Consider the following 25,807-nt stretch of genomic DNA (forward strand, 5'->3'; position numbering starts at 1 on the left):
ATCAATGTCCTTCCGGGAGCGCGGGGATCAGTTCCGAGATGTCGATGGCGGTGCGGGCGGGATCGTCCCCGGCGACGACGACGTGCCACCCGGCCCCGGTGAGGGCCTCCACGTCGCCCTCCTGCGGCCTACCGAGGAAAGCCACCTTCGGCCCGGGCCAGGACAGGTCCGTCATAACACCGCCGGCGACCTCGATGCCGTCGCCCTCGTAGGGGACACCGGCGGCGGCCAGGTGGGGCAGGAGCAAGAGGACGGCCTCGGGGGCGAAGCCCTGGTCGACCTGATCCCAGCCCAGGGTGCCCAGGGCATCGGGGCTGCCTGCGGCGCCCGCGACGGCCGTCTCGGCATCAGCCCGCGCGCGCAGCTCGGCCAGGGCCCGGCTGGTGGTGGTGATGTCCACGGTGGCCTGGGCCAGGGCGAGCACGTTGCTCAGCCGCAGCCAGGCGAGCCAGGCGTCGGGGTGGTCGGGGGAGGCCAGGGCCTCCTCGGAGTCGTCGAGCACGAGGGCCATCCCCGTGGTGGAGGTCCCGGTGAGCTGGACCGCCAGAGCCAGGTGGGGGATGGCGAACACCGAGCTCGAGGTCGCCGTGGCGGAACCGGAGGGTTCGGGGAGGTCGGCCTCGGGCCACAGCGCGTGCAGCGCCTCCCACAGCGGATCCGCCGCGGTCCTCCCGGCGCCCTCCTCGTGGGGATCGTCCTTCGGGGGAGGGGAGTACTGCAGGGACGCGGCCTCGTTCAGGGGAAGGTGGTGGAAGGCGCCGAGGATGAGCGGCCCCCACACGGAGTCGGCCAGGGCGCTGAGGGCGGCGGCGGTCGGACCGGCGTCGGGGCCGTCGACGTCGTCGCGCAGCATCGCCTGGAGTAACGCCATTGGCCCGCCGCGCCAGGCGGCGACGGCCGGGTCGGTGACGCCGCTCCCGCGTGCGGTCCCCAGGGTGCCGCTCATGAGCCCCTTGACCGCCTCCTTATTCAGCCAGGTCGGGTTCCACGGCCGGTCCAGGTCCTCGGCACCGACGGAGATGACCCGGTACCCGTCGGCGCGCAGCCGAGCCCGCTTGTCGGCGTCGTCGGCCAGTCGGTTGTGCGCGCGGGTGGCGTGGTAGCTGCGCCCGTCGGTGAAGATGGCGATGGGGCTGCGGCCGCCGGGGCGCAGGCAGGTGAAGTCGGGGCGGGCTCCGCGCGCGTCGAGTTGGGGGCGGATCCTCCAGCGGCCCCCGTCGATCTCCAGCGCGGGGGCGCCCGAGGGGTCGCTGGTGAGACCCACTGTCATCTCCTTGCCCAGGAGCTCGACGAGTGCGGCGCGGAAGCGCACCTCCAGGGGGCTCTCCCCGGTGCCGGCGCGCACGGCCTCGTCGGTGACGCTCCACGTGGGAGACTCCGGGTCGAGGTCGGCGAACAGGGCATCGGTGCTCATGGTGTCCACTCCCAGGAGCTGGCCGATGGCGTGGAGGGCGGCGGCGCGGGTGACCTCGCCGGAGACGGCGTGGGGCTGGAGGCAGTCGGGGCACATGTCTTTCTCCCCGGTGCGGCACGGGCAGTTCTCGAGGCGTCGGCCGGTGCGCACCAGGAGGCTCCAGAGCTTGGCGGGGTCGTCGTGATCGGTGAGGTAGCCGGTGCCTCCGGGCACGGTGTCGTGCAGGAGGAGGGCTGGACGGGTCTCGCCGGGGGCGCCGCCCGCCACGGGGTGGGGGACGCTGACGATGCCCAGGTGGGCGGGGGACCCTCCGGTGACGATCTCCAGCCCCAGGAGGATCGCGGAGGCCAGGGAGTCCACCCCCACTCGGTCGGTGGCGAATCCCAGGGGGAGGACGAAGGAGAGGGCCTCGGTGCTCAGCTCGCGCATGAGGTCCATGGCGACGGCGTGCTCGACGGGGTCGCTGCGGTGCCTGCACCAGGGACGGTGCTCGCGAGCGTCGGAAATCCCAGTGCTCGTGTCGAGCTTGCCGCAGGCCTCACACAGGCGGAAGTCCCGGGAGGAGACGGCGGTGCCCGCGACCCTGTCGACGCTTTGACCGGCCAGGGGCCTTCCGGTGTTGAGCCAGCGCAGATTCATGGCGCGGTAGCGGGCCAGCCCGAACCCGGAGTCCTCCACGCTCCACTGGCGCACCGCGCGCGCGGGGTCGAAGTCGGCCAGCGGCAGGACCTCGAAATGGGCGCGGACCCGGTCGTCGCTGGCGTCCCCGATCCGGGCGTCGTCCCTGGAGACGTCGGCGAAGACCCGGGTCAGGCGCAGGACCCGCCGGGCGCGCCCGACGTCGGCAATGGAGGTGTCGCGGCACCTCGGGCACTCCGGTGGCGGCGTGGGCACCCGCCCCTGGGGGCCCCGGACGTCGGCGTATCCGCAGGCCCCGCAGCAGAACCACCATTGCGCCTGCTCGCCCAGGTCGGAGGCGTCGATGCCCTCGATGCTCATCTCCAGGCCGCGGGTGTAGAAGGTGGCGCCGGGGGCGAACTCGCGCAGGGCGTGAACGGAGGCCCGCTCGACGTCGTAGGGCTCGGAGCGGAACTTGCCGCTGTCCGGGTCCTGCCAGGACACTCGGGCGGACAGGCGCACCGAGTCGTCGATGAGCGTGTAGTTGGGCAGGACCCCGTGGCGCTCCAGGGCCGAGACCCAGTGCTCCCGGTCCAGCTCAAGGACCCGCGCCTGGGCTGCCTTCCGGGCTCCCTCGGCGGCGCGCTTGGCTCGCTTGTCCTCCTCGGTGGCGTTGGGGCGCTCGGCGGCGGCTGTGAGCTCGGGCAGGGCCTCGCGGATCTGGCGCTCCTGGTGGCGCAGCCACTCGGCTTCGGCGCGGTACTCGGTGCAGGCCCGCATGAGCATCTCGCGGGGCCCAGCGCCGCCGTCTTGGGTTACCCAGGCGCTCAGGCGGTCGAGCGCGGGCGTGCGTTCCGAGAAGGCGGCGGTGAAGGCCTTGGCGAGCAGGGCGCCGTCGCGCTCGATCCGCCCGCACATGGCGGCGATGAGGGACCCGTCCCCGGTGGCTCCCAGGGCGGCCCCGGCGGTACCGCGTCCGTGTCCCCCGGAGGGGACGGCCGGGTGGTTCTCCCGGGTGAGGGTGTCGATAACGGAGGCCAGGAACTGGCGGCGAAGGATTTCCTCGGCTCCCAGGTAGGTCGACGGTGGCGCGACGGAGCCATTGAGGAGCCGCGCGGGGTCGTCGAGGATGGGGAGCCGGCTGCGCCCACCGGGCACGTAGGCCAGGGCGAGCGCCGAGCCGCTGCGGCGGCCCGCGCGGCCGACCCGCTGCACGTAGGAGGCGACCGTCGTCGGCAGGGAGCCGAGCATGACGGTGGACAGGTCCCCGATGTCGATACCCATCTCCAGGGTGGGGGTGGCCACGAGGACATTGGGGTCGCCCGGCACCTGCTCGGGGCGCTTGAACCCGGCCTCGATTCGGGCGCGCTCGTCGGCGTCGAGCAGCGAGGTGTGCTCGTGGGAGTCGACCCGGCGCACGTGGGAGCCAGCGTACATGTTCCGGTAGAAGCTCTCCGCGGGGTGCGGCCCGGCCTCCAGCACGCCGGGGCAGCCGGAGGCCAGACAGGGGGCGCCGTTCAGCTGATCGACGGTGTCGGTGGCGGCCGGAAGCTGGGTGCGGCAGGTGTTGCACACCAGGAGCAGGGCGTCGCGGGTGCCCTCGCGCAGCGGGGAGACGGTGACGCGCCCGGCCGGCAGGCCGTAGACGGTGCCGCCGCTGCTGGTGCTGGTGGCGGTGAGGATGCCGTCCTCGGCCAGGTGGGCTAGGAGCGTGCGGGCCAGTCGGGCGGCGTGCGTCGGGACCACCTTCAAGCACTTGCGGGTCCAGGTGGCGTACCAGGACCTGGATGAGCCCACCGGCACGAAGGCCGACTTGCGGGTGTCGAGGCCGCCTCCCATCTGAGGGAAGGCGGGGGCGGCGCGCCCGGAGGGGAAGGCGGGCTGGCCCTGGTCGCGGTTGCGCTTGTACCAGATCCACAGGCGCTTGCCGTCCTCGCTCTTGTACCGCGTGAGCCACTCGTGGTCGATGGCGCCGTCGCGGCGCATGCGCTCCAGGGTGCCGCGCACCCAGGCGAGCAGGTGAGCATCGGTGATGCCCTCGAATTCGTCGAGAACGCCCTGCTGGTCGGCTCCGAGGACCTGGCGGGCCAGACTGATGAGGGCATCGCCTTCACCGGCGTTGACATGGACGGCCACTGAGCCGGTGGCCTCCAGGGTGCGCCCGTAGGCGGACTGGAGGCCCACTTCCAGGGCGATGTCGAACAGGAGCCGACGGCGCACGTGCGGCTTGGCCCGGCTGCGCTTGGAGGCCGGGGCGTCCGGGTCCCAGTAGGGCTTGAAACGCTGGTGCTCGGCCAGGGCCGCGGGCACGAGCCGGTAGCGGTCGAAAGCGCTGGCCTGGGCGTCATCGAGGGCGGCCTCGGCCCACTCGTCGATGGGCATCTCCGTGGTGAGGGCGCTCCGCAGGGCTGAGCGCAGGCTCATGGTGTGGGAGCGCTGGTTGATGAAGCCGGCCCGGTGGGCGGCGTCCTGAACGGAGTCGGTGAAGATAAGGGCGCGCTTCTCGGTGCTGTCCAGGGCGTCGTCGCCGAACAGGGTGGTCAGCGACACCGACAGGAGCGTGGCGACGGCCGAGCCCAGGAAGCGGATCGAGTCCCTGGTTTTGCACGAGGGACACACGTCGTGGATGGAGTCCTCGGCGATGCTGCGCTCGTCACCGTTCAGGGTGAGGACCGGAAGCACACGCCCCTCCTTGGCCTCCGGGTCGTCATCGGGCGGGCGGCGGGTGAGGAGCTCGCGACTGTGGACGGAGTACCAGCGCAGCCTCGGGTGGCGGGCTTCCAGATCGATCTGGCCGGCCTCGAGGCGGTTGCGGTAGTCGGCATCCTCCCCGGGGGCGTACAGGAGGGCGCGGAAGCGGGGATCGCCGTTCTTACGGTCGCGGCGCACATGGGACTGGTCGTCCTTTTCCTGCTGCCCGGTGGGGGCCAGCACGATGCCCCAGCCGGAGCGCCCGCAGGAGCGGCAGTACAGGGCGGGGCGCGCCGGTTCGTCGACCTGCGCGTGCTCGGAAACGGCGTCGCCCCAGCGGAAGGCGGGTAGGGAGCTCAAGGCCCGGTCGACGCGGGTGACCTCCCGGATCCACAAGGTGACCTCCACGTTGACCGCGCGCCGGTCGGGGACGCTGTCGATCCCGGCGCGCACTACCGACAGGGCCGCCAGGATCGCCGATAGGGCACGACGGGCCAGGCCCGGCTCGTGGGCCGGGCTCATGAGGGTGCGGGCGAGTCCGGCCAGCGGCGTGGAGTGCTCGGCGGCGCGCACGAGGCCCAGGACATCAGGGTGGGACTGGAGGGCGGAGGCGAGGCCGGGGGCGTCGAGGGTGTCCTCCACCTCCTCGGGCAGGTCGTAGAGGTTGGCGACGACGTCGCGCAGCAGCCTCTCGGGGCTGGGGGAGCCGGACTCGGCGAGGTCGGCGAGGGCCTGCAGGTTCTCGACCGGCAGGGACTCCAGGTTCAGTATGCGGCTAGTCAGTCCCTTGGCCTTGGCCGCGCGGCGGTGGGTCTCGGCCCACCGCTCGGGGTCGGCGCGCGTCTCGGTGACGACGGCGCTGGTGGGCAGGTCCGCGCCGAAGACATCACGGGCGAAGGCGAGCATCCGGGAGGGGTCTGCGCCATCGCCGAGGGTGGCGGAGGTGGCCACGGGGCACACGGGGCCCAGTGGCGAGGAGGCGAAGGCCTCCTGACGGGGGTCGTCGACCGGCAGGTGGGCGCGTAGGGTCAGACCCAGGCGCCGCAGCAGCATGGCGACGTCGGTGCCCTGGGCGCCGTCGTAGGTGTGGAACTCATCGAGGACCAGGTAGGTCAGCGACCCGGCCGAGGCCCGCCACAGCTCGCGGTCCTCGGGCCGCAGGAGGAGCTGGTCGAGCATCTTGTAGTTGGTGAGCAGGATGTCCGGCGGGTCGTCGCGGATGACGTAACGGTCGGTGATGAGGGAGTCGGCGGTGACGTGCTTGTGCGGCCGGGCGGAGGAGTCTCCCGTGTAGACGGCGGCGCGCACCCCCGCCAGGGCGGGATCCCCAGCGATGAGGCGGGCGAGGCGGCCGGCCTGGTCGGCGGCCAGGGCGTTCATCGGATACAGGATGAGGGCCTTGACGCCGGTGACCCCCTCGGCGCGGGCGCGCAGCACGTGGTCGATGACGGGGTGGAGGAAGGCCTCGGTCTTGCCCGAGCCGGTGCCGGTGGTGACGATGGTCGGCTCGGGGCGGTGACCGCCCTTGGTGGTCAGGCGCCGGTAGGCGTCCTCCTGGTGCTGGTAGGGAGGAAGGCCGGGGTCCCAGTCGAGGGGGCTGTCGGTCTGGTTCGTCGCGCTGTCGGCCTGGCCCTCCGCATGGGGGTTGGCGCTCGCGGCCAGGTAGGGCAGGCGCAGGCGGACGAAGGGGCCGACGAAGACCCCCTGCTCCTCGTCCTCCAGGAAGTCGGCGAGTACCCGCCGCGGCTCGGTGTCGGTGAGCGCGAAGGTCGTCGACAGGTAGTCGACGATGGATCGCCTGATGCGTTCGGCCTGAAGGCTGGGGAGGAGGAGAGTCATAAGTGGAGCGTGTCGGTTGTGCGTGGTGGGTGCGGATATGGCACGGGAATGGTGTGTGCTGGGGCTGGCATGGCCTTGTGCGGATCGTCGTTGTTCCGGGAGATGGATCCCGCAGGTCAGAGGCTACCGCAGTGAGAGGAAAGGAGAAGCGGAGCCCGAGTCGCTTCTTGAGATAAGGCGTAGGTATTCGCAGTCTTCACCCATACTGGAGGTCATGTCTGACCTGCCCGTCTCTGTTGCGCGTAGCCGACTCGACGATGCTGTCGACGACGCCCGCGCGAGCCATGAGCCCGTGTTCCTCACCCGCCGGGGCCGCCGCGTGGCCGCGGTGATCGACGCCGACGACCTGAAGCGCCTCACTCAGGTGGCGGAGGACCTGGCGGACATTGAGGCCGCCGACGCCGCCCGAGCTGAGATTGCCGAGCACGGCACCATTCCTTGGGGCGAGGTCAAGGCCGGGCCTCGGGCTCGCATTCCCTTCACGGTCCACGGACTTCGCGAGCAGTTCTTAGTGAGGCACCGAACCTACTTCGCGGGCATCCCTCATGAGTCTCGTCGCGCTGTGGACAGGGCTGAGCGGGGCCAGCCATAATGGTGGGGAGCCACCCGGGTAGCATCCAGGCGACTCTCCTAGCAAGAGGATGGCCTAGCCGATCCACTTGCTGAGGGCATCCACAAAGACACCGACGGCCCGGACGAGGCGAGCGACAGAGTTCAGTACTTCGCTCACCTTCCGGGCCGTTACTTTGCCCTTGCGGACGTGAACGCGTCGGCCTTGCGGCTTGGACACGGCCCTCGCCTCCTTCCCAAGCCTTCCCTCCCCGGCAAGGACACATGGACGTTCCGGGAGGAGGTGCCGAAAAGAGGCGGGCTCCATCATGCCAGCCGGCACCGACATCGTAAGTTTGGTACTACATCGGCTCGGTGCCATAACAACTGAGCGTGCTCTTGGAAATAGCAACCATGACTCACCCATCCACCAAGTTCACCGAGACTGCGAACAAAGACAATCTTGATGCTCTCGCTTCCGCCGAGCGACTGTTCCACATTGAAGAGCCCGACGATGGGTAACACGTTCCCGACAAGGTCACCGACGCCACCTGTACCAAGATCGCCGATCGTGGTGCTATCCTCGGCGAGGCGATCAAAACCAACCTCGGACGCTCGTGCCGAGCAACTGACAATGGCGCCTGCTCGCGCCGAGTCAACTCAGGGGCTGTCGTCACCCGTCACCTAGACCAACGCCTTGTCATGTAAACTTGACGGTACCTGTGAAGAATTTGAGCTAGTATTGAGGATGTGAACAGTGGAGCATCCATCGATCCTGAGAAGCAGTTGATCTCACCGGCGTTGCGGTCGAACAATCCTGAACTAGTCACAGCTGTTGAGATCCAGCAGTGGGCAGATAGAGATCACGCCAAAACTTCATTTCCTGAACTCATGCGCCGTCTTCTCGCGCAGGCCCCGGGAATCACAAATCTTGACATTCGAGCTCACGAAGGTGTAGCTGCGCCTGGATGGGATGGTGTTGCCTCTTCAGCTGGTAGTACATATCTACCTGTCGGAGAGTTGCGTTTTGAGTTTGGAACGAACAAAGACGTCAAACGTAAAGCTCAAAACGACTATAGTAAACGGCTTGCGGAGTTAGGGGACAGATGTAGCAAGCTGGTTTTTGTGTTCGCGACTCCGCGAAGTTGGCCGAGTGGACAAAATTGGGTGGAAGATCGACGGTCGGAACAGAAGTTTGCCGACGTTAGAGTAATAGACGCTCAGAGGCTTGAGGGGTGGCTACAGGAAACTCCCTCTGTGCACTACTGGCTGTCAGAACAACTTGGTCGGAATCCTCGCGCAGTGCAGACTCTACAGGCTTGGTGGATCAACCTACGCCAAAACTCTATCATCCAGATTCCTCCACAATTCCATGTTGCGCGACGTGACTCTCAATCAAAGCAACTCATCGACGCAATTCAGGATGGTCAACTGGCCGCACCGGTGTCGATCTTGTCTGTTGATTCACGGGATGTTTTGGCTTTTTTGCATGCGACACTTCAGGATTACCCAAGTTTGCTCGAGCGTACGCTGATTGTTAGCGATCGGGTGGCTTGGGATCACTTGGTGGAGTTCAAGACGTCGCTGCTGCTGATACCCAGATTCAACGACCCCGATACGGCAACTGCTCTTGCCCAAGGACACCGAGTGTTGGTGGTCATTGACGGTGAATCGCGTAGTAAAGATGCTAATACGATTGTGCTACCTAAGGTGGGGCGTCATGAATCTGCTGAAATTCTCCGTCAGGGAGGCGTTGATTTCCGTCAAGCGGAGCGTATAGCAGTGCTTGCCCGTAGAAGTATGGGTGCCTTTCTGCGCATGAACTCGAAAAATCCAGATGTACAGAATCCTGCATGGATTCGCGATGTGACGGCGGTGTCGATCCTTGCTCCGCTGGTGTTGATCGGCGCCTGGGAGGACGGAGATGATCGGGACAAAGATCATATCGAGTCATTCTGTGGAGCTTGTATGAGCGATATTCGCCTTCTAGTTGACTCACTTAGTGGTCAGGCTGATTCGCCATTCATTTTATCGGGATCAGTGTGGCGGTTAGCGGATCCAGTAGATGCGGCACGCCTGCTGCTGCCCAAGATTGAAACAGAAGTCATCGAAAGATGGCGATCCTTGGTGTTCGATGTTCTATTTGCAGCAGATCCACGTCTAGGTTTGGGGCTGGTGGAAAGCGTAGTTGCGGAGATTCGTGGAATACGGTCTGGGTGTTCGGACACATTGCGTAAGCATGTCGCAGAAGGACTTACTTTGACAGCTGCAACATCGGAAATGCTTGAGCCTCACGTCAGAGGTATTGTAAAGCAATTGCTTGAGATGTTATTTGCCGACAAAACTGGCGATGCTCTGATGTCTCTGGCTTCGGCGCTTCCCCTGCTAGCAGAAGCGGCGCCAAGTGAATTTTTGGCTGCAATATCAGAAGACCTGGACAAGGGGGCACCAGTTATCCAGCTACTCTTTCATGAACCTCATTTAGCTAGTTTCTTAACCGGATTCAATTCACAAGTTCATCACTTACTGTGGGCGCTGGAATGCCTTTGCTGGTCGGAGGACTATTTTGGTGCGGCTGCTATGCAAATGGCTGCCCTGGCTGCCCGCGATCTGGGTGATCGTAACCAACCTCTCGATAGTCTCCATAAGGTCACCGCAGTTTGGGCTGCGCAGAGTGTATCGAATACGAACGACAAAATTGCCGTCATTGAGCAGGTGATAGAAAAGTATCCCGAGGTCGGTTGGCGCCTGGTAATGACATTACTGAAACCTAGTCAGTCAATTATTGTCAGCTCGATGGGGCCCAGGTTTCGTGATTGGGAACTGCCCGGCGCATGTATTAAGTACAACGAAGTTTGCCAGTTTGAGGAGTTGGTGCTTGATCTGGCAGTTAGTACAGCAGGAGTTAAATCAGAACGCTGGGTTGATCTGATCAAGTTATTGCATAGTTTGCCAAAAGCAATGCAATCGACACTTGTGCACGCAGTTTCCAAAGCCATCCTTTCCAACTGTTCGTTTTGGTGTGATGAGGATCGCTATACTGTATGGCGTGAACTGGTGGATGAAATTGCCCACCATGAAGCTCATCCTGGTGCCGGATGGGCCGCGGCTGGCTCGGATTTGAATTTCCTCCGCAATGCTTCTACGTGTCTTCTGAATCCGAGTGATCCGCGACAGTATGTGAACTTGTTCGGTTGGACTATAGACCTTCGTGTTCGTGGACTCCGGTGGAATGACGATGGATATGAGGCCGCACTTAATAGTATTCAGCTGGAAACTCTTAAGAATGTGGCAAAGGGTGGTGGATTAAGCGCGATTAGGCTGCTCTGTGTCGACGTCGAGCGTCCTGAAACTATCGGCACAATTCTTGCCAGTCTTGATCTCGTGAGCGATACCGACATTATTCGTTGGCTCGAAGAAGACAAAGCAGTCAATCTTCAATGTGCGGCTCGGGCCTATGTCCATACCAAGGCAAGGTATCAAGGGGTGTCATGGCTTGAGGAAGTTGTGGCTAGTGCCAGACTTGGAGTTGACGGACGTTTGGCCCTAGCCGCTTCGATTCCAACTGAGGAAAGATTCTGGAACTGGATTGAAAAATATGACGACGCATTTGTCATGGCATACTGGAGTAATGTAAACTGTCACGAAATCCCTGAAGCTCAATGTGTCGAGGCCATTAGTCTCCTTTTAGTACACGAACGCCCCTGGCGCGCATTTGATGTCCTGTTCCGGTTGAAGTGCGGAGGTGAACTTTCGGTGGACTCTGTGACGGTGATCAACGTACTTAGTGCATGCTTGGCCGTGCAGGAGAATTTTGATCGATCGCATTATGGCTACGTTGTTTCAGAACTTCTTAAGTGGCTTGAAGTCGTGGCTCCAAAAGATCTGCTTCTGCCTTGGCTGGAGTTTTGTTATTTTGATTTCATTGGAGGAGATCACGACCCTTCCTTTGCATTATATAGTTTGCTTGGAAATGTGCCTGAAGAATTTGTATCTCTCGTTAGATTGATCTATCGCGGGCAGCATCAACTAGGAAAGGCGCGAACCGAAGGAGATGTGATGCTTGCACAACTGGCTCACAGTGTTCTCTTCCATTGGGGGATTCTGCCTGGCCTTCGTGAGTGTGGGGAGATTGATGGAGACCATCTGAGGTGTTGGGTATCGAAATGTCGTACGCTGTTTGATGAACGCGGTGACGTAGAAATGGGGGACAGGGAGATTGGCAAGGTGCTGGCGTCGAGCCCGGATGGGCAGGACGGAATATGGCCTGCCGAAGAGGTGAGGGTTATCATCGAGTCTTTGAAGAATGAAGGTGTTGAGGCCGGCTTGGCGACCGGTCGCTATAACCGACAGGGTGTTTCTGTTCGTCCCGTTTATGATGGTGGAGGTTTTGAACGACTTCAGGCGCAGGAGTTCCGTAGCGCCGCTAGAAAACTTGCTGTTAGGTGGCCTCGAACCTCAATGATTTTGCGGCAGATGGCTGACGGTTATGAGCAGGAAGCTAATCATCTTGACAAATGGGATGAGCAACTTGCGGATGAATAATACTCGACCCGGAGGTGTGTCTCGAAATTATGTAGAGCGCGTTCAGTGGGGAGTTAGTCCTTTGGGGGTTGAGGATTTGTGTCGGGGGTGGAGCCGGTTAGGCCGAATTCTTGGAGCGAGCGATGGATGCGGCGGAAGTCGGATTCGCGGTCGCGGATGCGGAAGGGGAGGTCGTAGACGTAGGAGACGCCGGAGCCTGGGTGGGTGTGAGTACGCTCAGAGAGGGGTATGTCCTCATTGGAGGTGGGGCGCTGGCGCTTCTCCCAAGCCTGGCGGACCGGAGTCGGCAACTGGCGGCCATTTGCGTCATAGACGTAAGCCCCCTGGCCGCGGCCATGGTCATAGTCGTAGAGAACCGCGAACTGAGTGCGGTAGATCGTGCACAGGTCCTCGATCGGCACCCCCAGCATCATTGCCACCATGACGTCGATCTCCGCCTGAGCATTGCGACGATCCTCCGCCCGACGCAAAGGTGTGTCCGCCGTCCACTCCGGACCAATCGGACGCTCATCATAACGTTCCAGAATCGGGGCATCAGTCAAGAAGGTTTCATCCCAACACTCGGTCCATAGGTTTGCATAGGCGTCGGAAAGACAATTCAGGCGAAGTGTGCGGAGAATGATCCTCGCGAGGAATGGGTGTGAATCTGTAATTGTGGGCAGTCGGCAGAAATCTGAGAAATATATGCCTGACTTGGGTAGAGATCTCAGTGAAAAATCAGTCAGAAGTGACGATAGGCCTGCTTGAGCAGCCACAAGAAATCGAGGCGTGATTGTCGGTGATCCGGAGGAAAAGACGCCATTGGGGTGTGCCGTTCCGGGTGGAATCATGGCCGAAATTAGGGTGCGCTCTCCAGTGTTTGCTGCCATGGCGCGCCAGGCGATGCGATAGTGGTCGCGGGCGGAGGAATCACCCCAATGGGTGTAGAGCTGGTCGTAGGTGGCAGAATCTCCAGCAGGTTTGTACTGGGTGATGGGCTGAGCACTTACCGGAAGAGTCTCCAGATCGGTGGAGGTCCAGTCCTTGTTGCTGCGCATCGTTTCGTTCGGCTGTTTATACAGCGGTGTCGAGACATGAAGGTGAGGGCCTTGGAGGATGGCATTGTCCCAGGATGCTGGTCCCCATGATTTTTCGAAGCGCCCCTTCTCGAAGTCCGACGTTTCGTGCCATCCGGATGAGAATTGGAGGTTGAGAGTGCTGATGCGTGGTTGGGTGGCCAACGTCGCCAGCGTTCGTGATGCGGCTGAGTTCACGGTGGAGACCATGGGGGCTGAACGCCAGTCGGCAGATTCCGTCACCGACTGCCAGACTTTTAGTGTTGATTCATCGATGGATTCGATGCGGGCTGCATGTGGTCGCAAGTCCCATGTGCCGGTGTGCGGGTCCTTGAATCCGGGTTCTTCCCCGCTGCCGTCGTGCATGAGGGAGCGCTGCACCGTCTCGGGGTGGTAGAGCGAGGCGGCATGACGGAACGATGGCAATTGTTCTGAGCCATAGACATGGATACCATACGCGTTGAGGTGATGGACATCGAAGAGTCGAAGTTCATTGATGAACTGCCAGTGTCGGCGCAGGTGCCGGTAGGCGGAAGCGCGCAGATCTGGAGTTTTGGCGTCAGTAAAGTGAGTCTCCATGTGAATGAGTGACGAGATGCCGTGCTCACTCTGGTGTTCCCACACCTGACACATGAAGGCCCGGTAGAGATCCGGTTGGCCGCTGAGCAGCGGATAGACGGTCGGGTCGCTCAGGAGCTCAGAGAGGACAATGACTTCGGCCGTCCCGTCAAGGACTGTACCCAGGACTCCGGGGCGCGCCAGGGTCAGCGGCATGCGCTCCTTCTTGACCGCGACGGAGGGTTTGTGGCTTAGCGACCACCATGGGTCACCGTCGGAGAGCAGGCTGTTGAGGTCAACAGTCGGCCTCACCCACGGCGGGTTTCCCACCTGGAGGTCGAAGCCTCCGCGGGCGAAGACGGTGGCGAAGTCCAGTTCCCAGTGGAAGAAGCCCTGCGCCTTGGCCACGTCCCGCACTACTTCTAGCCACGGGTGCTCGTCGATGACCGCTTCCATCTCGCGAGCGCTGGCGAACTGGAAATCCCATTTCTCGGTCCTATCCAGGTCCTCCCACGTGGTCGCCTCCGCCAACGTCGGCTCGTTGGTCGCAGAGTTTTGACCGCCGTAGCCGAGAATCGCTTCCAACGCCTTTAACCACTCATCCAGGCTCGGCGGTGTCACATCCGTGGTCAGTGGCCAGTACCACAGCGCGCACCACGCATCCATCACCAGCCGCAGTCGTCGGTACGCCGAACCTGGCGCTCCCAGGTAAGCCTCAATGTCCTCACGGGACACCGTTGAACCGGCGTCGTCCTGCGCATCGCGGCCCCACAGGTCGATTCGGCGTGAGGCCTCCGCCTCCGCCACCCGTAGGCGCCGCAAGGTCATCTCCCACAGCACCTCCACGCGCCGGGCGAGGGCCGTCAGCCGCTTGGTCTGGGTCTTATTCGGTGCCTTCGTGATCTCCCTGCGCCAGGTCTTGAGAGCCTTGAGCTTCTCGGCATCAACCAGGTCCCGCACCTGCTTGGGGACCTCCACCGCGCTGCCCCAGCCCTTGGCCGGCAGCAGGAAGTGATGGATCTTCTCGGAGACGTCGAGCGCCCCGCCCATACGGTGCCGGGAGCCCGCGGCGTCGTCGAGCACGGCCGCCACCTGGCTCAGTGGCTCGGCCTCCGGGACGGCCGTTAACCAGGCCCGCTTCTTCAACTTGGACTCGGGGTACAGCGCCCGGCGCGCCCCCACCAGCGAGTTGCCTCTGCGCAGCCGCAGCCCGAACCACGGGGCCAACAGCCCCTCCACCATCGTGTCCAGCCACAGGGACACCTCCGCCAGCTCCACCGCCGTCGCATTGAGGTCCACCCCGTAGACCTGGTGCAGGGCGAGATACGCCTTCACCTTCGCCAGCTCCTTGGGCCGCTCCTCGGGGTCCACGCGCCGGCTCAGCTCGCGCTCGCGCCGCGAGAGGTACTGCTCCGCCAACTGGCGCACCGCCTCAATCGCGAAGGCCCCCGACCCCAGCGCCGGCTCACACACCGTCAGGTGCAGGATCTCCTCCGCGCTCGTGACGCGGCCGTCCTGGTCCAGCAGCTCGGCCAGCGCCTGCTGCACCGTGAAGCGCGTCAGCACCTCCGGGGTGTAGAAGGAGGCCGAGCGCTGCCGGTCCCGGCCGGAAAGCCGATAGACGAACTCGCCCTTCTCATAGGTGACGTTACGGGGCTCGCCCGTCACCTCATCCTCCCTCGTCACGAAGTCCTTGCTGTCCAGGCCCTTCATGACGTCCTCGGGCACCACCCACGAGCCCTTCGAGGCATCACCGCCCGGCGCCACCTCCCACAGGCGCTCGGCGGCGAAGGACCCCGAGTAGCTCATGAGACCCTCGTAGACGGCGCCCAGCTGGTTGATGCTCAGCTCCGCGTAGGAGACGAATCCTCGCTCGCTCCGAGTATTCTCCTTGGTCAGCAGCAGGCGCCTGAGCACTTGCAGCAGAGCCGCGTTGCCCAAGCCCACCTCGTCGATGAGGCCGATCGTCTCAGGCAGGAAGAGGTCGGCGCGCATCGACCGGAAGACCAGGCCATCGAACTCGGCCTCGTCCTGAGTGGATACATGCTCGTTGTGGCCCTCATCTACCAGGTGGAACAGCCGGTTCAGGGACTCGTAGATGTGCGTCCCCGCCCGGGAGGACTCCTCATGCAGCTCCGTGAGCGCCAGGTCACGCAGACGATCTAGCCCGTAGCCGGCGTCGTACTCGGTCGTGCCCACCGGCAGGATCTCCAGCTCCGGGCTCGCCTCCGCGTACAGCAGGAAGATGATCCGGTAGATGTAGCGCAACGACTGGGAGGCCAACTCCTGCGCCCGCTCCTGGGCCAGCGGCTCCAAGCCCCGGGCGGCACGACGGCGCACCACCTCATTGGCGATGGTCTCGATCGACGAGCGCACGCCCTCGCGCAGGTCCTTCGAGACCGCCGCCGTGTGGGCCGCCGAGTCCTCCAGGGTGGCCGTCCACCATGTCTCGCCCTCCGCCGTCGGCACCAGGGAGCGGGCGTCCAGGCAGGTCAGGGCCCGCTCCACCTCGCCGCCGCGCGTGGCCTCATGGCGCTCGACGACGAGCTGCACGTTGACCGCCAGCCAACGGCCCTCCGGCCAGCGTTCCCGCTCCGCCACCAGCGCCCACTGGCCGGCCAGCACCAGGGCGAAGGCCGGGCCGTGCTCATCGGTCAGGAGCATCGACAGGGCCCGGGAGACGGACTCGACCGGTTCGACCCCCTCCAGCGCCGGGGCACCGGCATCCGCCAAATCCACCGGCTCCCACGCCTCGGCGAGCGTGGGGGCGTCCTTGACCAGCAGGTCCTCCACCGCCGTCACCGGGCGAGCGCGCAGTAGCGCCAGCGGCGCCGGGCCCTCGTCGCCGACCGGTCTCACCAGGGTCACCGGGCCGCGCTCGGTCAGGCGGTACTCCGCTGAGGAGAAGCCCAGGATCTCGCGTATGAGCGCATCGAGCTGTTCGGCCGCCTCCAGGGCGGCGCCGGTCAGGGAGTCCGCGTCGTCGGCGGGCAGGGCCGCCAGCAGCTCTTCCAGGTGGGAGCGCTCGGAGCGGAACCGGGAGCGGGGCGTCGGCATCGGAGCGGCGTTGGGATCTGCCGGCTTCTCCAGGGCCTCCCACTCCTTACGACGCTCCAGCACCCGCGCCAGGAAGGACTCCTTGACGGCGTCCGTGGTGAAGTAGTGCTCGCTGATCCAGTCCTCGCCCACGACCAGCGCGTCCGATGCCGCCATCAGTGCTCCCCTTCTCTTCCGAAGTCCTGTGGTACGACGACCAGTAGCGGGCGCACCAGCGTGTGCGCGGGCAGGTGCTGGTCCATGAGCTCGCGCTCCTGGGCCACCGTGGACCGCTGTTCGCGCAGGTGGCGGTTCTGGATGAGGAGGCCGGCCTCGTCATCCCAGGCGTTTGCGTGCTCCGCCCACGCCTGCACGCGCTCGCACGCCTGATGGCTCGCCGCTTGGACGGTCAGCGCCATCTGGATCTCGGCCGCATCCACCGCCGGAGCGATGAGCGCCTCCAGCAGCCCGGTACCCGTCACTGCCCCGGAGTTCGTCAGCTCCCGGGAGACGCCCGCCGCCTCGAACATCGCCGCGGGGGAGGCGTGCACCTGTCCGATCGCCACCGCCTGAAGCGGCCGCCCCGCAGCCAGCTCCGCCCGCGCGGCCGCCAGGTCCAGGAAGGGGAAGTCGGCGCTGACGCTCACCATCGACACCGTCCGACCGGCACGATTCGTCAGCGTCCCCAGTAGCAGGACGGTCGGCGAGTCCACCTCGCCGCGCACCGCGAACACTGAGGAGCGGCCCAGCCTGGCCAGGACGCGGTCGCCGGCCCACTCCAGCACCGGGTGCAACGGCCCCAGGTAGTGGGCCTCGGGCCACGAGGAGTCTGAGGAGTCGCGCAGCGCCTCGGCGAGGAGGCTCGCGCCCTTTGCCTGCGTCGTCGCCAGCAGCAGATGCTCCCGGACGCGGCGCTCCCGCAGGTAGGACTGCGGCAGCACCGCCAGCCGATGGCGCAGCCCCGCCGGGGGCACCATCTCCACCACGTGCTGCGTGCCGTGCTCGCGCCATGAGACGCCCCCGCCGCCGGTCTGGCGCTGCTCGGCCTCCTCGGGGCGCTCGTAGAGCTCGGTGAGGGCCTGGCGCAGGTAGTCCAGCTGCGTCTCGTACAGCGTCGACGTCGGCAGCGGGGACGCGAGCCGGGCAGGACCGCTGGGACTATCAGGGGCACCAGGACCGGGCGGATCGCCGGGATCGCCAGGATCACCGGGGGCGGGGGAGCCGTTGGGGCCGGTGGGCTCGGCGTCGCCGCCCCGGGCCTCGGCCGTGCCCGTGAGCCTTGCGAACAGGGCAGCCATGGGGTCCAGGGCGAGTGCGTCGTCGGCGTCGGGGACGACCTCGTCAATATCCTCCCCGGCCGCCAGCGCCTCGCGGATCGCCGCTTCCTCCCTCTCTCCCGAGTACAGGCCCATGAGGGAGGCGGCGTCGCCCAGTGCCCGGTGCGCCTGATCCTCCTTCTCCATCAGGCGCGTGAGCACTCGCACGTCGCCGGAGAAGCGCGGGTCCGACGGGTCCAGCAGCAGGGTCGTGATCTGCGGGGAGACGCTCTGGCCGTAGCGGTCGATGCGGCCGTTGCGCTGCTCGATACGGATGAGCGACCAGGGGATGTCGTAGTGGATGAGCTCATGGCACTGGGCGTGCAGGTTGACGCCCTCCGAGGCGACGTCGCCGGTCACCAGGACGCGCACAGGCGTGTGGGCCTGGCGGAACTGCTCCACGATCTCCTGCTGCTCGACGTCCGACAGGCTCCCGTGCATCACTCGCACCGCCTCCGCGGGCAGGTTCAGGTCCTCGCGCAGGTGCTCGGCCAGCCAGGTCAGTGTCGCGATGCGCTCGGCGAAGACGACGACGCGCTCAGGCGAGGAGCGGGAGATGCCGATGCGGCGCAGCTCGGCCAGCAGCGCCTGGTACTTGCCCGACGCCGTCGTGTTGGCCTCCACGGCCAGCTCGCGCAGGCGGGCCAGGGCCTGCGACTGCTCTGAAGGTTCTGGGCCGGGTGCGGTCGCCGCCCGGCTGCGGCGCCGGGACAGGCGCTCGTCGATCGTCTGGATCAGGGCCGCCGGTGAGGACAGGAAGGACTTGGCCAGGGTCCAGGCGAACAGGGAGTCGCCGCGCGAGCCCTTCCCCTGGCCGCCCGGCGGTAGGGCGCCGTCGTCGCCGTGAAGCCAGGTGCGCGAGAGCTCGCCCGCCACCGCGTCCTCAGCCGGGGAAGGCGCCACCAGCTTGTTGACCGGCGTCAGGCGCTCCTTCCAGCGGCCGCCCACAACGTCGCGCACCTCGTCGGAGTGGCGGTGGCGGCGGATGACGAGGCGGCGCACCGCCTCCTCGTCGAGGGAACCGTCGGCGTGCACCGCCGTCGGCTCCAGCAGACGGATGAGCTCGGCGAAGGACTTCGGGTCGCCGTTGTGGGGCGTGGCCGAGGCCAGGATGAGAGCGTCGGTCTGGCGGGCCAGGATATCCGCGAGTCGGTTGTTGAGCGTGCCCTTGTTGGTGACGTTGTGCGACTCGTCGATGACGACCGCGTCCCAGCGCTGCTTGCGCAGGTGGTTGAGGTAGCGGTCCGACTTCAGGGTGTCGATGGAGATGATCGCGCGGTGGAACACCGAGAACGGGTTGCGCGAGGCCGGCACCGAGCGACGCACCCGCTGGATCCCCACCGAGTCCAGACGCACGAAGGGCAGCGCGAAGCGCGACCACATCTCGTGCTGCATCTGCTCGAGCACGTGGCGGGGTGTGACGATGAGAATCCTCTCGCCCCGGCCGCGGCGCACGAGCTCGGCCAGGATCATGCCAATCTCCAGGGTTTTTCCCAGGCCCACGGTGTCCGCCAGCAGGATGCGCGGGCGCAGGTTCGCCGGGTCCAGGGCCTGGCGCACCGCCGTCAGCTGGTAGGCCAGGGGATCCGCCAGGACATCGCCGACGACGGCCAGGTCCGTGGAGCTCGCTGGCAGCGCCGTCTTGCGCAGCGTCGCCTCCAGCCACAGGCGCGAGAGCCGGTGTCGGGTGGAGGTGTCGGCGATGACACGGGTGTGGCGCGGGTCCACCGGGACGATGTGGTCTATGCCCGCGAAGAACTGCGCCGTGGTGTCCCGGACCAGCTCGGAAAGCCCCTGGACCGTCACCAGCGTCCCGTCAGATGTCATGGAGACCTGGGTGACGAGCCAGTCCTCGTCGCGTACCCGGACCACGGAGCCCGGTGCGACATTGAGGGAGGGGGCGGAATCCGTGATCGTATCTGAATCGGAAAGGGGCGCCGTTGTCACGGAGACGATCTTAAACGAGGGAGCAGAAGGCCGAGACTGATCCGGGTGCGTGACCGATCTGTGACCTGTGGGCCGGTGGCTTCTGGGGCGCGTGAGGCGACCGTCCATGGGGGTGGCGGGTCGGTTTTGTCCGTCAGGGACGACTTTGAATCCGCCGCAGGCCGGTCTCGCCGATCTAAAACGCTCTGACCAGCCAAGATGCGAAAGCCCCTCGAAGACGATGCCGTCAAAGTTGTCCCTGACGGACACTTTTGCGCCGAGGTCCCGTCGGTGCATCGTCGTTCTTCGCGTTGCGGGCCCGGGCGAGCTGAGTGGCGAACCGGTAAGGGGCGATGAGGGCTTCCTCGGGAGGACGCCCTGGCATGTACAGGTCTGCCGTAGTGAGATGGACGTTCTGGTAGTCAACGACGACCGCCATTGTGAGGGCCGCGAGTAGCCTCCTGCAAAGAAAATAAACCCCGCCAGTCCCGGAGGACGGCGGGGAGTTGTGGGTGCAGATTAGAGGCTCTCTGCCTGTTGGACCAGACAACGCGGGTGTGTCTCACAGCACATAGTTGTTCGATGATAGGTGTGTGCTCTCACGAGCTCGGTCTCGGACCACCGCGGCGACGTCACTGTCCTCATCACATGCCTGTCGCGCGGACGCACCATAGGGCTCGCGGGCTGGGCCACCAAGGTGAGTCGCCGGGCCTTATGGTGCGTCCGCGACGGTGATGAGGCCGCTGTACGCAGACTGGGCGGTGCTGGGCGCGCGCTCCAGCCGTCTCAGCGGCGGGCGAAGCGGGCCAGAACGATGCCGGCGGTCACCACGCCTCCGGCGACGGCGGCCGCCTTGGCAACCGCGGAGGTGGCCTCGGAGTCGCCCTGCTTGGCGCGCTCCCAGGTCTGCTCGGCCCGGTCTGCCAGCCGGCGGGCCTCCTCGCGCAGCCGGTCGGCGCCGGCCGCGGCCTGCTCTCGCAGTCGGTCGGCCCGGGCGGTCGCCTGCTCGCGCAGGTGCTCACCGGCCTCCCGCGCCTGCGTGCGCGGGTCCGCCCTGGCCGCGAGTTCATCGACGCTCGCCGCCAGGGCCACTCGCTGGGCGCGCAGTCGCTCCTCGATCTGCTCGGGGCTCAATGCCTCGGAGCTGGCCCTCCCGGTCTTCCCAGCCTTCCCGGCGCCGCCGGCCGCACCGGAGTCCCCGCCGGCCTGCGGGCCGCCGGTCATGACTGCACCGTCCGGGGTCGTGAGAAGGCCTTGAACGCGGCGACGGTCGCCGTCACGCTCAGGCCCGCCAGGGCCAGGCCGGCGACCGTGACGATCCCCAGCGATGCAGGGTCGCCGTCGCGAGCGTCGTCGAACAGGCGGGCGACGCGCTGACCGAGGGTCATCGTTCCGGGCTCGTAGGGGTCCACGCCGCCAGCCTCATCGGTGCCACCGCCGACCAGCGAGGTCAGGCGGCTCTTGACCTGCCCGACAGCCTCCTCGGCCTTCCCGAGGGCCTGGCTGCGCAGGTCCTCGACCTTCTCCCTGGCCTTGAGCTTGGCCATCTTGGTCAGGTTGTCCGGCACCAGACGCGCGGCGAGCTCGTCGATGTCGACGGCCAGCGCCTTGCGGCGGGCCTCCATATCGGAGATGAGCGCGTCATCGGCCGGTGCCGGGGTCTGAGCCGGTGCAGCGACGGACGGGGTGGCGTCGGGGGCAGTGTTGGCGCTCACTGGGCGTTCCCCCTCTCCCTGCCCGATGCGATGGCGTCCTTGACGACCTTGACCGACTCCATCAGTCCCTCCTGCGGCGCGGGGGCCTCGGCCTTGGCCGCCTCGAGCCGCTTGCGACCCACCAGGGCCAGCGGGACGGCGATCGCGATGAGGACCAGCGCCACCACGAGGAAGGCCGCCCATAGCGGCATAACGTGGGACAGCCCCACCGTGAGCGACCCGAGTATCAGTCCGAAGGCGAACAGGGCCAGGACCCCAGCGGCACCGAGCAGCATTGCGGCCGGCTTCATCTCCTTGACCATGCGCTGTCCCTTGACCTTGGCCAGGTCGATCTCGCCGCGCACCAGCGCCGAGATGTTCTCCGAGATACGGGCGATGAGCTCGCCCAGCGTGGGCTGGGCGCTGCCGGCTCCCCGGGGAGGCGTGGCGGAGGCCGACGACGTCGCCTGCGACGGCGGGGGCGGTGGCTGGTTGTTGGACATGAACGGACCTTCTCGTGTGAGATGCAGCGTTGGGTGCAATCGACTGACTGCTAGCGGCGGGATCGCGACAGTGAGACGACCCGCCACCCCAAGAATCTCACAGGCCGCGCCATCGTGGAACAACGCTGGCCCGGGCGGGTTTGTAGGTTTGGGATATGGGGCCCGGCTTTCGCCGCTGGCGATCTGTATCGGCCGCCTCGGCGGTGCCGCTACTCCTGGTTCCAGGCCTGCCAGAGGCTCGCGTACTCCCCGCCGAGCGCCACGAGCTCGTCGTGGGTGCCCAGCTCCACGATGCGCCCGTCCATGACGACGGCGACCCGATCGGCGTCGGCGGCCGTGTAGAGGCGGTGGGCCACCTCGATGACGGTGCGCCCGGCCAGCGCCGTAGACAGGGTCCGCTCCAGGGTGCGCGCGGCACGCGGATCCAACAGCGAGGTGGCCTCATCCAGGATGAGCGTGTGCGGGTCCAGCAGCACCAGCCGGGCCAGTGCAACCTCCTGGGCCTGGGCCGGAGTGAGGTTCAGGTGTCCCGAGCCGATCATCGTGTCCATCCCCTCGGGCAGCTCGTCCACCCAGGCGTCGGCCCCGATGGCCTCGATGGCCTCGCGGATCGTGTCGTTGGAGGCCCGCGGGCGGCCCAGGCGCACGTTGTCGGCCACCGAACCCACGAACACGTGGTGCTCCTGGGTCACCAGGGCGACGTGGCGGCGCAGCTCGGACTCGGCGAGGTCCGTCAGCGCCACCCCGCCAACGGTCACGCTCCCGGAGGTGGGCGGGTTGATACCGGCCAGCATCCGCCCCAGCGTCGACTTCCCCGAGCCCGAGGGCCCGACGACGGCCAGCCGCTCCCCGGGCACGAGCTCCAGGTCGATCCCGTGGAGCACCTCGACGCCCTCCCGGTAGGAGAAGCGCACGTCGTCGAGCACGATCCTCTTGCCCTTGGGCTGCTCGCCGGTGGGGGCCCGGTCGTCGGGCACCTCCTCTACCCCCAGGATGCGGGACAGGGAGGCCTGGGCGATCTGGACCTGGTCGATCCAGAACATGAGCTGGCCCACCGGCTTGCGCAGCTCCATCGAGTAAAGGGCGACGGTGGTGATCGCCCCCAGGGTCGCGTAGCCGCGGGCGGCCAGGAACCCGCCCCACAGGAGGATGACGACGACGGGCGCCCGCCAGGCGACGTCGAGCACCATGAACAGGCGCACCCGCAGCATCGCCGTGTAGCGCTCCAGGGACCAGGCCTCCTTGATGGAGGCCACGATGGCCCGCTCGCGGCGCGCCCCGATGCCCAGCGCGTCCACGGTCTGGGCGTGCTCGACCGTCTCGGAGACCGCGCCGTTGAGGCGGGCCTGGGCGGCCGACTCTGCCCGGTAGGCGGGGATGGAGATCGGCAGGTACCAGCGCATCATCGACCACACCGGCGGGAAGATGACCAGCAGCCCGAGCGCTAGGAGGGGGTCGGCGAAGGCGGCGGCCAGCAGCGTGAAGACGATCGTCACCACGCACACAAGGATCTGCGGGATCCCCACCCGCACGAGGAACTCGATGCGGGAGACGTCGGTGGTGGTGCGCCCCACGAGGTCGCCGGTGCCGGCGGACTCCACGGCGCTCAGCGGCAGGTGCACCACCCGGTTCATCATGCGCTCGCGCAGGTCCGCGAAGACCGACTCGCCCAGGGTCCGGGCGTACTTCTGGGCGAAGCGGTTGATGAGTGCGCCCACGAGCGTGACCGCGATGATGGTCAGCACGATCCGGTCCACGTAGCCGGCGTCGGCCCGCCCGGCCGAGACCCGCCCGACCAGCCGCCCCAGCAGCTGCGGGGCCACGAGCGTGGACAGGACCGCGACGATCTGGAGGGCCAGCACGACGGCGAAGCGCCACCGGTAGGAGGCCATGATCCCGAAGGTCTTGCGCAGAGCGACCGGCCCTGGTGCGACGGGAAGCGCCATCAGCAGCTCACCTCCGTATCCTCGCCCAGGGCCCGGGAGACGACAGCGCGGTAGTCGGCCGCCTGCGCGTCGCCGGAGCGGGCCATCGCCATGAGCTCGCGGTGCGTGGAGCGCAGCAGCTCGGCGCCGCTGGAGTCGAGGAAGACGACCTCGTCGCAGGCCTCCAGCACCAGCGGGGAGGCGGTGACGACGACGGTCGTGCGCCCGGCGCGGGCCCGGTGCACCCGGGCGGCCACCCGGGCCTCGGTGTGGGAGTCCAACGCGGAGGTCGGCTCGATGAGCACGAGCGCGGGCGCCTCGGTGAGCAGCGCGCGGGCCAGGGCCACGCGCTGGCGCTGGCCGCCGGACAGGGACCGCCCCTTCTCGGTGATCATCCCGGCCAGGCCCTCGCTGAGCGAGGTCAGGACGTCGCCCGCATCAGCGATCTCGATGGCCTCCAGCAGGCGGTCGTCGCCGGGGGCCTCGCGCTCCTGGGCGCGGACCTGCTGGTCGACGTCGGCCCCGGTGGTGCGCTCGGCCTCGGCGCGCACGAGGTCCGTAACGCCTGCCGGCTGCGGGTCGGGGCCGCCGCGCACGTCGAGGGCCTCGCGCAGGGTTCCGGTGAAGAGCTGGGCGGTCGCCCCGGACACGACGATGCTGGCGCGCACCTGGCCCAGGGGCATGGTCGCCAGCGGCCTGCCCGCCAGGGTCACGGTGGGCCCGGAGTCGGTGAAGCGGCCCAGGCGCGTGGCCAGCTCGGCGGAGACCTCCGGGTCGGGGCACACCAGGGCTGTCATGCGGCCCTCCTCCAGGCGCAGGCCGCTTTCGGTGTCCATCAGGTTGCCGCTGACGGGGCGGGCGGCGGCGGGGTCCAGGTCGAGGCGCTCCACGAGGCTGCCGGCGGCGGGTGTAACCTCGAGCAGGCGGCTCAGGCGCCGGGCGCCGACGATGGCCCGGGTGTAGTCCTGCACGGAGTTGGTGAAGACCCACAGCGGCCAGGACAGGTAGGCGGTGTAGCCGTAGAAGGTGATGAGCCCGCCGGGGGTCAGACTCCCCGAGACGGCCATGCGGGCCGCGATCCACACGACGATGGCGGCGAAGAGGCCGGGCAGTAGGACCTGGAGGGTCATGAGAGTGGCCTGGGAGGAGGCCACCTCCACGCCGCGGCGCCGCAGCTCCTGGGAGGCCTCCCGGTAGCGGCGGGCGAAGACGTCCTCCCCGCCGATGCCGCGCAGGATCCGCAGGCCCGCCACCGTGTCGGTGGTGATCGTGGTGACTGCGGACTGGGCCTCGCGCTGAACGGCCTGGCGCTTCTGCAGGGGGCGGATGACCAGGGTGACGATCGCCGCCACCAGCGGCATACCCAGGATGACCACCAGCCCCAGACTCACTGAGGTGCGGAGCATGAGGACCGCCACGACGATGAAGCTGGCCGCGGCCCCCAGCAGGGCCGGCAGATACTCGATGAGATTGCCCAGGTACTCGGCGTCGGAGGCGATGATGGTGGCGACCTCGCCGGTGGAGACCTGCCGGGACAGGTCCGCGCCGGTGGCGGAGACTTGCCGCCCCACGAGCCGGTCGACGTCGAAGGCCGTGCGCATCCAGGCCGCCACCCCGAAGTAGGACAGCATCGTGTCCCCGACGGCGTAGACGACGAACAGCACCAGCAGCAGGGCGCCGATACCCCAGACGCGGGCGTTGAGACCGTTCTCGATCCCGGCGTCGAGGGCCTGGCCCAGGAAGGCGGGCACGGTCGCCTGGATGATGTTGGAAGTGCAGGCCGCCAGGGTGGCCAGGGCCACCGGGACGGTGGCGCGGCGCAGCAGCCACCGCAGAAGAGCCCCGGCCCCGATGGACGGGGGCTGGGGCAGCGGGGCGTCGGGGGACATCGACAGGGTGGTCGGGGTGGCCGGGATCGACCGGGAGAACGGTTTGGGCATGATCGCACGAGGCTACCGGAGCGAGCACGGGTGCGGCAGGGGGAGGAGCGGTGACGAGGAAGATAGCGGGTGCGGGAATATCCGGCGAGTGCGGCCGGGTGTCTCTCGGGCGGATCCCGGGAGCGCGCCGGTGCCCCGGTCCGCTCCCGGGATGGCGGGGAGTCGGGCCGGGGCACCGGAGTCGGCGGGTCCGTTCGT

The 25,807-nt window shown here is 66.8% G+C and carries 11 protein-coding genes; 2 read left to right on the top strand and 9 right to left on the bottom strand.

Annotation, left to right across the window (positions count from 1 at the left end; all coding sequences use genetic code 11):
• Window position 1: 1 nt before the first annotated feature.
• Complete coding sequence (locus FK256_RS01840; RefSeq protein ID WP_141423478.1) at window positions 2-6,562, bottom strand: DEAD/DEAH box helicase; 6,561 nt, start codon at window positions 6,560-6,562, stop codon at window positions 2-4.
• A 214-nt stretch (window positions 6,563-6,776) separates the two neighbouring features.
• Between FK256_RS01840 and FK256_RS01845 the strand changes: the two genes are divergently transcribed.
• Entirely contained in the window at window positions 6,777-7,154 is a 378-nt protein-coding gene (locus tag FK256_RS01845; protein ID WP_244936100.1) for a type II toxin-antitoxin system Phd/YefM family antitoxin, read from the top strand.
• Between the two features lie 707 nt (window positions 7,155-7,861).
• Window positions 7,862-11,656, top strand: a complete 3,795-nt coding sequence (locus tag FK256_RS01850) for a hypothetical protein (RefSeq protein WP_141423479.1) — start codon at window positions 7,862-7,864, stop codon at window positions 11,654-11,656.
• 53 nt (window positions 11,657-11,709) lie between these two features.
• On the opposite strand, the gene FK256_RS01855 is transcribed toward FK256_RS01850, so the two are convergent.
• From FK256_RS01855 to FK256_RS01890, 8 genes are all read right to left on the bottom strand, one after another.
• A complete protein-coding gene (locus FK256_RS01855; protein WP_141423480.1) occupies window positions 11,710-16,482 on the bottom strand; it encodes an Eco57I restriction-modification methylase domain-containing protein in 4,773 nt (1,590 codons plus the stop codon).
• Window positions 16,482-19,568 (bottom strand): helicase-related protein, encoded by a 3,087-nt coding sequence (locus FK256_RS01860; RefSeq protein ID WP_280525773.1) that lies wholly within the window; start codon window positions 19,566-19,568, stop codon window positions 16,482-16,484. Before FK256_RS01860 ends, FK256_RS01855 begins: the two co-directional genes overlap by 1 nt.
• A 226-nt stretch (window positions 19,569-19,794) precedes the next feature.
• On the bottom strand, window positions 19,795-19,986 hold the full coding sequence (locus FK256_RS01865) for a hypothetical protein (RefSeq protein WP_211343505.1): 192 nt from the start codon (window positions 19,984-19,986) through the stop codon (window positions 19,795-19,797).
• 347 nt (window positions 19,987-20,333) lie between these two features.
• Entirely contained in the window at window positions 20,334-20,771 is a 438-nt protein-coding gene (locus FK256_RS01870; RefSeq protein WP_141423482.1) for a DUF3618 domain-containing protein, read from the bottom strand.
• Window positions 20,768-21,262, bottom strand: coding sequence for a hypothetical protein (locus FK256_RS01875; RefSeq protein ID WP_141423483.1), 495 nt, complete (start codon window positions 21,260-21,262; stop codon window positions 20,768-20,770). The genes FK256_RS01870 and FK256_RS01875 overlap by 4 nt, the downstream gene beginning before the upstream one ends.
• Complete coding sequence (locus tag FK256_RS01880; RefSeq protein WP_141423484.1) at window positions 21,259-21,744, bottom strand: phage holin family protein; 486 nt, start codon at window positions 21,742-21,744, stop codon at window positions 21,259-21,261. The genes FK256_RS01875 and FK256_RS01880 overlap by 4 nt, the downstream gene beginning before the upstream one ends.
• 209 nt (window positions 21,745-21,953) lie before the next feature.
• Entirely contained in the window at window positions 21,954-23,690 is a 1,737-nt protein-coding gene (locus FK256_RS01885; protein ID WP_141423485.1) for an ABC transporter ATP-binding protein, read from the bottom strand.
• Window positions 23,690-25,558, bottom strand: a complete 1,869-nt coding sequence (locus tag FK256_RS01890) for an ABC transporter ATP-binding protein (protein WP_141423628.1) — start codon at window positions 25,556-25,558, stop codon at window positions 23,690-23,692. The genes FK256_RS01885 and FK256_RS01890 overlap by 1 nt, the downstream gene beginning before the upstream one ends.
• Between the last annotated feature and the right edge of the window lie 249 nt (window positions 25,559-25,807).

This window comes from Actinomyces johnsonii, from assembly GCF_006546835.1.
Taxonomy (GTDB): domain Bacteria; phylum Actinomycetota; class Actinomycetes; order Actinomycetales; family Actinomycetaceae; genus Actinomyces; species Actinomyces johnsonii.

Excerpts from the sequence above, each read along its gene's own strand:
- FK256_RS01845 (WP_244936100.1), top strand. The coding sequence starts at position 6,777 with ATGTCTGACCTGCCCGTCTCTGTTGCGCGTAGCCGACTCGACGATGCT.
- FK256_RS01890 (WP_141423628.1), bottom strand. The coding sequence starts at position 25,558 with ATGTCCCCCGACGCCCCGCTGCCCCAGCCCCCGTCCATCGGGGCCGGG.
- FK256_RS01855 (WP_141423480.1), bottom strand. The coding sequence starts at position 16,482 with ATGGCGGCATCGGACGCGCTGGTCGTGGGCGAGGACTGGATCAGCGAG.
- FK256_RS01865 (WP_211343505.1), bottom strand. The coding sequence starts at position 19,986 with ATGGCGGTCGTCGTTGACTACCAGAACGTCCATCTCACTACGGCAGAC.
- FK256_RS01885 (WP_141423485.1), bottom strand. The coding sequence starts at position 23,690 with ATGGCGCTTCCCGTCGCACCAGGGCCGGTCGCTCTGCGCAAGACCTTC.
- FK256_RS01870 (WP_141423482.1), bottom strand. The coding sequence starts at position 20,771 with ATGACCGGCGGCCCGCAGGCCGGCGGGGACTCCGGTGCGGCCGGCGGC.
- FK256_RS01880 (WP_141423484.1), bottom strand. The coding sequence starts at position 21,744 with ATGTCCAACAACCAGCCACCGCCCCCGCCGTCGCAGGCGACGTCGTCG.
- FK256_RS01840 (WP_141423478.1), bottom strand. The coding sequence starts at position 6,562 with ATGACTCTCCTCCTCCCCAGCCTTCAGGCCGAACGCATCAGGCGATCC.